Origin of the sequence: Streptomyces sp. NPDC047974, assembly GCF_040653375.1 — a bacterium.
Taxonomy (GTDB): domain Bacteria; phylum Actinomycetota; class Actinomycetes; order Streptomycetales; family Streptomycetaceae; genus Streptomyces.
The window spans coordinates 87848-98104 of the sequence record NZ_JBEZNU010000029.1 but is presented as its reverse complement, the minus strand read 5'-3'; the positions used below and the strand labels follow the sequence as shown (position 1 = coordinate 98104).

8 protein-coding genes are annotated in these 10257 nt (G+C 69.6%); 2 read left to right on the top strand and 6 right to left on the bottom strand.

The genetic code is table 11. The features are described from left to right. Window positions 1-734 precede the first annotated feature (734 nt). From AB0E19_RS31325 to AB0E19_RS31315, 3 genes are all read right to left on the bottom strand, one after another. A complete protein-coding gene (locus AB0E19_RS31325; protein WP_362185902.1) occupies window positions 735-2696 on the bottom strand; it encodes a protein kinase in 1962 nt (653 codons plus the stop codon). Between the two features lie 398 nt (window positions 2697-3094). Then, the gene (locus AB0E19_RS31320) at window positions 3095-4414 is read right to left on the bottom strand and encodes a TRAM domain-containing protein (protein WP_362185880.1); all 1320 of its coding nucleotides are present in this window, start codon (window positions 4412-4414) and stop codon (window positions 3095-3097) included. Window positions 4415-4482: 68 nt separating this feature from the next. Continuing rightward, a complete protein-coding gene (locus tag AB0E19_RS31315) occupies window positions 4483-6534 on the bottom strand; it encodes an APC family permease (protein WP_362185877.1) in 2052 nt (683 codons plus the stop codon). Between the two features lie 235 nt (window positions 6535-6769). Here AB0E19_RS31315 and AB0E19_RS31310 point away from each other — a divergent pair, with 235 nt between their 5' ends. Together AB0E19_RS31310 and AB0E19_RS31305 are read left to right on the top strand one after the other, a co-directional pair. Further along, window positions 6770-7438 carry a TrkA family potassium uptake protein gene (locus tag AB0E19_RS31310; protein WP_362185874.1) on the top strand — a complete coding sequence of 223 codons (669 nt, stop codon included), beginning with the start codon at window positions 6770-6772 and terminating at the stop codon, window positions 7436-7438. Next, a complete protein-coding gene (locus tag AB0E19_RS31305) occupies window positions 7438-8112 on the top strand; it encodes a TrkA family potassium uptake protein (protein ID WP_169094115.1) in 675 nt (224 codons plus the stop codon). The genes AB0E19_RS31310 and AB0E19_RS31305 overlap by 1 nt, the downstream gene beginning before the upstream one ends. Window positions 8113-8358: 246 nt before the next feature. On the opposite strand, the gene AB0E19_RS31300 is transcribed toward AB0E19_RS31305, so the two are convergent. Genes AB0E19_RS31300 through AB0E19_RS31290 form a run of 3 tightly spaced genes read right to left on the bottom strand, consistent with a single transcriptional unit; the run spans window position 8359 to window position 10242 of the window. Further along, window positions 8359-9108, bottom strand: coding sequence for a DUF3159 domain-containing protein (locus AB0E19_RS31300; protein ID WP_362185869.1), 750 nt, complete (start codon window positions 9106-9108; stop codon window positions 8359-8361). A gap of 3 nt (window positions 9109-9111) precedes the next feature. Beyond that, window positions 9112-9510, bottom strand: coding sequence for an OB-fold nucleic acid binding domain-containing protein (locus tag AB0E19_RS31295; RefSeq protein WP_362185866.1), 399 nt, complete (start codon window positions 9508-9510; stop codon window positions 9112-9114). Window positions 9511-9555: 45 nt separating this feature from the next. Continuing rightward, window positions 9556-10242: a response regulator gene (locus tag AB0E19_RS31290; protein WP_362185863.1), complete on the bottom strand. Its 687-nt coding sequence runs from the start codon at window positions 10240-10242 to the stop codon at window positions 9556-9558. Window positions 10243-10257 lie beyond the last annotated feature (15 nt).

The following is a 10257-nucleotide window of genomic DNA, read 5'->3' as shown; positions in this document are numbered from 1 at the left end:
GCAGAGATCAGACATCTGCGCAGACAGCTGGAGGCAGGCAGTGACCAAAACGGATCAAGAGAAACGACCTGATCCACAACTATTGACTATTGCTCTCGCGGCCCTGCGTTCTGTCTCATCCATGTCTGCTGCCCCCAGTACCGTTTGCCACGTTGCTGATCACAGTCTAGGGACAGCCTGAGACGGCAGGGGGCAAGAGACATCAGCCCGACGCCAGGGCGCATGCATCCGGTCACCGCGTCCAGCCAGGGGCAGACTGCATCGAAAGGCCAGCAAGTCTTGACTGCCCGAGCCCGGGAGCACCCGGACGAACCGCCGACGTGCACTCGCTTACCAGCTCGCCAATGGCCTGCGCGCCGAGGCCACGTCTCTGTCCGCGTGCGCCAGTAGCGTCGCCTTCGCCCCCATGCGACGCACGCAAGCCCCCACCGCTGGCAGCTCGACCGTCCCGAAAAGGCCCAAAGTTTTCGGCAGCAGCCAGCATTCGAGAGCGCACCCGCAGGTCATAGGCGCCCCCCTCCACCATCACCAAGTGCCTTCTCAGCACTCTGCAGCGAAGCTGCGCGGCACGCCAAAGGCGTGTAAGACCCCAATTGGAACCTCACCGAACCTCAATGCCAGCCCAGCGGGGTGCACTCGCTGAGCTGACAGGCCCAAGGTCCTGCGTTCGGCTTCTACAAACGTCGCGTTCGGCTGACCTCGACCGGACGCAACCATGGAGGGCCGAGGGAAGGTCAGCTCGTGCAGCTGCCGGCCGTGCCCCAGCGAAGAAACTCCGCACCTCCAGCGCCGTCGAGGACCGCCACAGCGTACTGTGCGTAGCCCCATCCTTGCCCCGCGCGAGATTCCGCGAGAACAGTCCGGCAGGCCACGCCGGCGGCGGCCTCTGCCCATTCCTCTCGTGTGCTCTGGTCCCACTCGGGCTTCGTGGCCCACACGTACATCACGCCTTCGTGCGGAGCGAAGCCGATGCTGGTGTTCTCGTCGCTGATGTAGCGGGGGTCTTCGAACAGACGGGAGTTGGCGTTCCAGTCGACAAAGAGCTGGTGGACCGCCTCGGTTGCCACTCTGATTTCGCGCTTGTCGACGCTGGGGATCTGGGCCGCGGCCAGTCCTTCTTCGATGGGGTGCCAGCTCGGCTCCTGTCCGGGGTCGGCGGCAGTGCGGTCGATGGTCTGCGTGATGCAGCCGGTGTTGGCGCGGAAGTCGTCCTCCCACACGATCGCCGGCGCCGTGGACGTGGTGTTGTCGACCAGGACGTACTCGTCATACGGAAGGGACTTGTAGATGCCCGCCATCATGCGCAAGGTGAGGCAGGCGTTCTTGGCCACTCCCTGCACGACGCGTGACTCCACGGCCGGGCCGCTAATGGCTATGTAGAGCTCTCTCCGGGCCGGGGCGTAGCCCACGTCGTACTGACCGCTGTAGTTGTAGTCCTCGCCCATGCCGTAGCTGAGGTCGTGCCCGAGTGCGGCCTCGGTCTCGATCTCAGCTTCTCCTTTGGCACGACGAGCTGCACGCCACGTGGCGATCGTCGCCTCGTCCGCGTTCGCAGGAGTAGGGGTCGACGCGGCGTCCACCACAGCCTGGGAGCTTGCTGTGGGTGAAGCGGAAGCTGGCATGGTGGCGGTGTTGCTGGGGGATACGCTGGCGGGAGGACGGGAACTCTTCGAAGTCGTCTCCGTCTTGTCGGGCTGCAGGGCTAGCGCTCCACCGGCCAGGCCACCTATGACGGTGCCCACCACCGCCGCGATGCCGACGAGTCGTCTGCTGGAACGGGCAGGACGTCTCCAGTTCGGGTCGTCCAGAGTGGGAACGTCCCACTGGGCGGCAACAAGATCGCCCACCAGTGTCGGCTCAACACCCGTCGGCGCGGCCTGTGTGACCTGTGATGCGAGGAGAGCGGCACATGTCTCGGCAGCGTCGCACGCGGTGGCTCGATCCCCCGGCTCCTTGGCGAGAGCGCTGCTCACGATGGCATGGAGTTCGCCAGGAACGCCACGCAGATCAGGATCCTCGGACATGACCCGGTAGGCGACCGCGTCGGGGGCTCCCCCGCCGAAGGGCGCGCGACCGGTGGCTGCGAAGGCTATGAGGGCGCCCCAGACGAACATGTCGCCCTCGGGACCCGTTGTACCGGTGCGGTAGTGCTCAGGGCTGATCCATCCTGGGGTTCCGGTCAGAATGCCGGTGCGCGTCACGGATGTGCCGTCGGCGGCATGAGCGATGCCGAAGTCCAGGACTCGGGGACCAACCGGGGTCAGGATGACGTTCTGCGGCTTGACGTCCCGGTGGACGACACCCGCGGCGTGAATGGCCGCGAGGGCCTGGGCTGTGCCCGCAGCAAAGGCGTAGAGGGTTCCACCGGCCAGCGGCCCGTGCGAGGCGATGTACCGATCAAGGGTGAGCCCTGGGGCATAGGCAGTGGCCAGCCACGGTGACGGTGCTTCGGCGTCAGCCGCGATCAGAGGTATGAGGCACGGGCCCTGGACACGGGCAGAGAGCTGCACTTCTCGGCGGAAGCGCGCCCGGAACTCCGCGTCGTCCGCCTGGGCAGGGTGGACGACCTTGACCGCGACCCGCAGACCGGCGGCGTCGAGGCCGGCGAACACCGTGCCCATGCCCCCTGAGCCGAGGCGCCCGATGATCCGGTAGGGGCCGACGCGCTTGGGGTCACCGGGGTGGGCAGCCAGCACCCGCCCACCAGAACGAGCACTGCTCACCGGGCTTCCGATCTCCTTCAGACGTGCAGCAGGCCAAAGGCCGGACGCATGCCGGTACCTGAAGCTGGATATTAGCCGCGCGTCGAGGCGATAGGCACTGCCTTCTCAGGCAATGGTCGGCAACGCTTCCTCATCAAGCGCACAAGAGCGACACGGAGCCGACGAGCCTCGCTCGCCGTGCTCCGTCGCTTTCGCCGCAGCACGTCTGTTCATCGGTGCGCGCCGCGGCCCGACCCTCCCCGACAATCGACTGACGCCCCATCAGAACGAGCGTCAAATGAGCGTCACGAGCGTCATCTCAGCGTCAAGATATCGCCCGTAACGCCCACACCGCGCATACCGCGCATCCGCAAAACCCCAGGTCAGGTGCCCTACTTCACCGGCTCCAGAATCGCCACGCACTCCACGTGATGCGTCATCGGGAACAGGTCGAAGGCGCGCAGCGTCCGGACGCGGTAGCCGCGTTCGGCGAAGTAGGAGATGTCCCGGGCGAGGGCGGCGGGGTCGCAGGCGACGTAGGCGATGCGGCGGGCGCCGAGGCCGGCGAGGTGGTGGACGGTCTGCTTGCCGGCGCCGGCGCGCGGGGGGTCGAGGACGATGAGGTCGACCTCGGTGATGCCGGTGCGCGGGAGGACCGACTCGACCTTGCCCTGTTCGACGCGGACGCGCGGGAAGCCGGCCAGGTTGTGGCGGGCGTCCTCGACGGCGCGCTTGCCGGACTCGATGCCGAGGACCGCGCCCTGCTCGCCGACGCGGTCGGCGAGGGCGCCGGCGAAGAGGCCGACGCCGCAGTAGAGGTCCAGGGCGGTGTCGCCCTTGCGCGGGAGGAGGCCCTGCATGACGGCCTTCATGAGGGTGTCGGCGGCCTTCGGGTGGACCTGCCAGAAGCCGCCGCTGCCGACGCGGTGGGTGCGCTCGTCGGCGCGCTCGCGGACGAAGGCGCGGCCGTGGACGCGGTGGACGCCGCCGTCCTTCTCGTCGACGCGCATCACGGAGACCGGCTTGTCGAGCTCGACGAGCGGGAGGCGGGCGCCGGGGCGGGGGGTGAGGATGACCTGGCGGTCGTTCGAGCCGGAGGCGGCGATCGCCTCGACGGTGGCCATGCCCTCCCAGGTACGGGCCTCGATGCCGAGCTCCGAGACGCCCTGCGCCGCGATCATGCAGTGGTCGACGACCTCGACCTCGTGCGAGCGGTGCTTGCGCAGGCCCGCGCGGCCCTCGGTGTCGATGGCGTACTGGACGCGGGTGCGCCACTGCGGGACCTCGCCCGCCGGGAGCTTGTCGCCCTCCGCGGGGACGACCGTGCCGTCCCAGCCGGCCTCCTCCGGGGTGAGGCCGGCGAGCCGCTGCAGCTGCTCGGCGATGACCTCGCCCTTGAGACGGCGCTGGGCGCCCGGCTTGGCGTGCTGCCAGTCGCAGCCGCCGCACTTGCCGGGGCCGGCGAAGGGGCACGGGGCCTCGATGCGGTCCTTGGAGGCGTCGAGGACGTCGACGGCGTCGGCGCGCAGGAAGCGGCTGCTCTCGTCGCCCTCGGTGACGCGGGCCCGGACGCGCTCGCCCGGCAGGGCGTGGCGCACGAAGAGGACGCGGCCCTCCTCCGTACGCGCGATGCAGTGGCCGCCGTGGGCCACCGGGCCGACCTCGACCTCGTACTCCTCCCCGATCAGGGACTTCACAGGGGTGTTCTGCATGATCGGGGGCTCCAGAGACAGAGGGGGAGAAGAGAAGTGGGCTGCTGTTCGGACAGCAGCCCACCAGTCTAGTTGCTCTTCGCGGTCGGTTCCCTCTTGGCCTTCTCGACCGGGCCGCGGCGGACCGAGCCCGGCGCGTTCCAGTCCTGCCGCTTCCGGGCCCGGCGCTTGGCGGCCTCGGAGGACTGGAGCTGGTACGGGACGGAGGTGACCATGACGCCGGGGGTGAAGAGGAGCCGGCCCTTGAGGCGCAGCGCGGACTGGTTGTGGAGCAGGTGCTCGTACCAGTGGCCGACGACGTACTCGGGGATGTAGACCGAGACGGCGTCGCGCGGGCTCTCCTTGCGGAGGTTCTTCACGTACTCGATGACCGGCCGGGTGATCTCGCGGTACGGCGAGTCGAGGATCTTCAGCGGCACGTTGATGCCGCGCTGCTCCCACTCCTCCTTGAGCGCCTTGGTCTCCGCCGGGTCGACGTTGACGGTCAGCGCCTCCAGCTCGTTGGCGTGCAGCAGCTTCGCGTAGGCGAGGGCCCGGAGGGTGGGCTTGTGGAGCTTGGAGACGAGGACGATGGAGCGGACCCGGGAGGGGCGTACGTACTCGTCGGGGCGCTGCTCGGCGGCGGCGATCTCCTCGGAGACGGAGTCGTAGTGGCGGCGGATCGCGGTCATCGTCACGTAGAAGATCACCATGCCGAGCAGGGCGACCCAGGCGCCGTGGGTGAACTTGGTGGCGAGGACGACGACGAGGACGAGGCCGGTGAAGAAGGCGCCGAAGGCGTTGATCGCGCGGGAGCGGATCATGTGGCGGCGCTTGGCCGGCTCGCGCTCGGTCGTCAGGTGCCGGTTCCAGTGCCGGACCATGCCGATCTGGCTGAGCGTGAAGGAGACGAAGACGCCGACGATGTACAGCTGGATGAGACGGGTGGAGTCCGCGCCGTAGACCCAGACGAGGAGGGCGGCGGCGCCCGCGAGGAGCACGATGCCGTTGGAGAAGGCGAGCCGGTCGCCGCGGGTGTGCAGCTGGCGCGGCAGGTAGCGGTCCTGGGCGAGGATCGAGCCGAGGAGCGGGAAGCCGTTGTACGCGGTGTTGGCGGCCAGGAAGAGGACGAGCGCGGTGGCGGCGGCGAGCAGCACGAAGAAGAACGTTCCGTCGCCGAAGACGGCGGCCGCGACCTGCGAGATGACCGGGTCCTGGACGTATCCCTCGCCGACCGGGACCCCGTTGTGGAGCAGGTCCTCGGCGGGCTTCTCGGCCATCCGGACGTCGGTGGCCATGGCCAGGAAGATGATGCCGCAGAACATGGTGACGGCGAGGCCGCCCATGAGCGCGAGGGTGGTGGCGGCGTTCTTCGACTTCGGCTTGCGGAAGGCGGGCACGCCGTTGGAGATCGCCTCGACGCCGGTGAGGGCGGCGCAGCCGGAGGAGAAGGCGCGCAGCAGCAGGAAGACCAGCGCGAAGCCGGCGAGGCCCTGGTGCTCGGGCTTGATCTCGAAGTCGGCCGTCGGGGCCTTCATGGTGTCGTCGAGGACGATGCCCCGCCAGGCGCCCCAGGCGATCATGCAGAAGACGCCGAAGACGAAGACGTACGTCGGGATGGCGAAGAGGCTGCCGGACTCCTTCACTCCCCGGAGGTTCATCAGGGTGAGGAGGACGATCACGCCGACGGCGCAGGCGACCTTGTGCTCGACGACGAAGGGGACGGCGGAGCCGAGGTTCTCGATGCCGGAGGAGATCGACACGGCGACGGTGAGGACGTAGTCGACGAGCAGGGCGCTCGCGACGGTGAGTCCGGCCTTCGGCCCGAGGTTGGTGGTCGCGACCTCGTAGTCGCCGCCGCCGCTCGGGTACGCGTGCACGTTCTGCCGGTACGAGGCGACGACCGTGAACATCAGGACGACGACGGCCAGCGCGATCCACGGGCTGAAGTGGTAGGCCGACAGACCGGCGACGGAGAGGACGAGGAGCACCTCACCCGGTGCGTACGCCACCGACGAGAGGGGGTCGGAGGCGAAGACGGGGAGGGCGATCCGCTTGGAGAGAAGGGTCTCGCCCAGCTTGTCGCTGCGCAGGGCCCGCCCGATCAGGATCCGTTTGGGCACGTCGGTCAGTTTGGACACGCAGAGGATCGTAAGCGTTCGAAAAGAGCCAAGCGCACCGGCACCCCCGATCGGCACCGAATCTCCCTGAGTATCACCTCGGATGAGGTCCGGGCCAGGGTTGCCGCTTAAGCTCGGACCGGGCAACCCGGCAGGGTGTTGTCCGCCACGGCCCGGGCCGATCGGGCGAGGAAAGTTGTGAGCAGGGTGTTTTCGCAGGTCAGCAGGGCGATCAGGAGTGCGGGGTAACGGGGACGTGCACATCGTCATCATGGGCTGCGGGCGAGTGGGAGCCGCTCTCGCGCAGACCCTTGAGCAGCAGGGCCACACGGTCGCCGTCGTGGACCAGGACCCGACGGCTTTCCGCCGTCTGGGCTCCGGCTTCGGAGGCCGCCGCGTGACCGGCGTGGGCTTCGACCAGGACACGCTGCGCGAGGCGGGGATCGAGGAGGCCGGTGCCTTCGCCGCGGTGAGCAGCGGGGACAACTCCAACATCATCGCGGCCCGGGTGGCGCGCGAGATGTTCGGCATCGAGAACGTCGCCGCGCGCATCTACGACCCCCGGCGCGCCGAGGTCTACCAGCGGCTCGGCATCCCGACGGTGGCGACCGTCCGCTGGACCGCCGACCAGATGCTGCGCCGGCTGCTGCCCTCGGGCGCGGAGCCGCTGTGGAGCGACCCGAGCGGCGGCGTCCAGCTCGCCGAGGTGCACACCTCCCCCTCCTGGATCGGGCACAAGATCAGCCGGCTCCAGGACGAGACGGGCGTGCGGGTCGCCTTCCTCACCCGCCTGGGCGAGGCGGTCATCCCGAGCTCGCAGACGGTGCTCCAGGAAGGCGATCTGGTGCACGTGATGATGCGCACGGACGAGATCGCGAAGGTCGAGGCGGCCTTCGCCGAGGGTCCCGAGGAGGGCGGTCACTGATGCGGGTCGCGATTGCGGGCGCGGGCGCGGTGGGCCGTTCCATCGCCGGCGAACTCCTGGAGAACGGCCACGAGGTCCTGCTCATCGACAAGGCGCCGACCGCCATCTCGGTGGAGCGGGTGCCGCAGGCGGAGTGGCTGCTCGCCGACGCCTGTGAGATCACCTCGCTGGACGAGGCGGCGCTGCAGCGCTGCAACGTGGTCATCGCGGCCACCGGCGACGACAAGGTGAACCTGGTCGTCTCGCTGCTCGCGAAGACCGAGTACGGGGTCCCCCGGGTGGTCGCCCGGGTGAACAACCCGAAGAACGAGTGGCTGTTCAACGAGGCCTGGGGCGTGGACGTCGCCGTCTCCACCCCGCGTCTGATGTCGGCCCTGGTGGAGGAGGCGGTGAGCGTCGGCGACCTGGTCCGGCTGCTGCGCTTCAGCCACGGCGACGCCAACCTGGTGGAGCTGACGCTGCCGCCGGAGTCGGCGGTGGCCGGTACGCAGGTGGGCGAGGTCGCCTGGCCGCAGGACACCTCGCTCGTGACGATCATCCGCGGTTCGCGGGTGCTGACGCCGAGCCCCGAGGAGACCCTGGAGGCCGGCGACGAGCTGCTGTTCGTGGCGGCGCAGGCCCGCGAGGAGCAGCTGGAGGAGCTCCTCCAGGTCCGCCGGGAGCCGGCGGAGTAGCAGCGCCGCACGGTACGCGGAAGGGCCCGGGACCTCACAGGTCCCGGGCCCTTCGGCGTACGGTCGGTCCGGCGGCTTACCCGGCACACGTGACTTGCCCGGCACACGTGGCCTGCCCGGCACACGTGGCCTGCCCCGGGAGACCCGGCCGGGGCCGGGGTACGTGGCGTGCGTGGCGTGCGTGGCTTGTCCGGCCGTACCCGGCGTACCCGGCCGGGGCCGGCGTACCCGGCCTGCCGGAGGCGGCTAGGCCTCGGGGGTGCGGGTGGCCGCGGCCGCGGCCTCGCGCTCCTTCTCGGCCTTCTCCTCCGCCTCCATCTCCGCGAAGACGTCGATCGGCGGCGGCGCCTTGGCCAGGAAGACCCACGTGAGGTAGACCGCGAGCAGGAAGGGCGGGATCTTCAGGGCGACGAGGACCCAGCCGAACTGGGTGGTGTCGGCCCACCAGTAGAGCGGGAAGAGGATCGCGCACTTGGCGAGCAGGATCAGGCCCCAGGCCCAGCTGGCCTTCGCGTAGGCCTTCTTCCGGCCGGGGTTCCGGGTCCGCCAGGAGAGGTTCTCCTTGAAGACCGGGCCGAGGATGAGGCCGATCAGCGGGACGCCGGCGAGCGTGGTGACGATGTACGCGAGGCCGAGGCCCAGCGTGTACAGCATGCCCGGGAGGTAGAAGTCCTTGGCGTTGCCGGTCATCATCGCGAAGACGACGCCGAAGCCGACGCCGAAGACCCCGCTGAAGGCGTGCTTGACGGTGTCGCGGCGGACGAGCCGGACGGCGACGAGCAGCAGGGAGACGGCGAGCGCGGCGACGGCCGAGCTCTTCAGGTCCTTGTTGATCGTGTAGATCGTGACGAAGAGCAGTCCCGGCAGGACCGTCTCGACCATGCCGCGGACGCCGCCGAACGCCTCGAAGAGCGCGGCCTCGGTCACCGCCCTGTCGGTCCGGGCGTCCTGGTCCGGGGGCGGCGGTGCGGTGGTCGGCTTGTCGACGGACGTCACCGGCTACTCCTGTCCGAGCGGTCGGAGCTCGTATTTGGGGTTGAAGAGGACCCGCCGGCCGTGGCTCATGGAGATCCGGCCGGAGGCGATCAGCTTGCGGCCCGGCTCGATGCCCACGATGGAGCGCCGGCCCAGCCAGACGACGTCCAGCGGCGCCGTGCCGTCGAACAGCTCGGCCTCCAGGGCAGGGACACCGGCCCTGGGGCGCAGCGTGACCGTGCGCAAGGTACCAGTGACCTTGACCACCTCGCGGTCGTCGCAGTCGGAGATCCGCGTGCAGCCCGAGGCGGCCGTGTCCTCCTGGAGCTCCTCCGACTCCAGGTCCTCCGGCGAGGAGGAGAGCCGGTCGAGCATCCGGCGGAACCGGCCTGCCGGCTTGTCGGTACGGGGTGCAGCACTCATACCCAAAAGCGTACCGGCCGCGGCCGGTACGGGAGCGGGCCCGTCTCAACGTTCGAAGCGGTACCCCATCCCCGGCTCGGTGACGAAGTGGCGCGGGTGCGAGGGGTCGGTCTCCAGCTTGCGGCGCAGCTGGGCCATGTAGACCCGCAGGTAGTTGGTCTCGGTGCCGTAGGAGGGGCCCCAGACCTCCTGGAGGAGCTGCTTCTGGCTGACGAGGCGGCCGCCGTTGCGGACCAGGACCTCCAGGAGGTGCCACTCGGTGGGGGTGAGCCGGACGTCCCGCCCGTCGCGGTGGACCTTCTTGGCGGCGAGGTCGACGGTGAAGTCCTCGGTCTCGACCACGACGACGCCGTCCTCGCCGCCGCCGACGGGCTCGGCGCGGCGGACGGCGGCGCGCAGCCGGGCGAGGAGCTCGTCCATGCCGAAGGGCTTGGTGACGTAGTCGTCGGCGCCGGCGTCGAGGGCCTCGACCTTCTCGTCGGAGGTGTGCCGGGCGGAGAGCACGATGACCGGGACCCGGGTCCAGCCGCGCAGCCCCTTGATGACGTCGACACCGTCGATGTCGGGCAGGCCGAGGTCGAGGACGACGACGTCGGGGTGGCGCTCGGCGGCGAGCCTGAGGGCGGTGGCGCCGTCGGGGGCGGAGTCGACCTCGTACTTCCGCGCCTTGAGGTTGATCACCAGGGCGCGGACGATCTGTGGCTCGTCGTCGACCACGAGGACCCGGGTCATGTCGGGGGCCTTCCT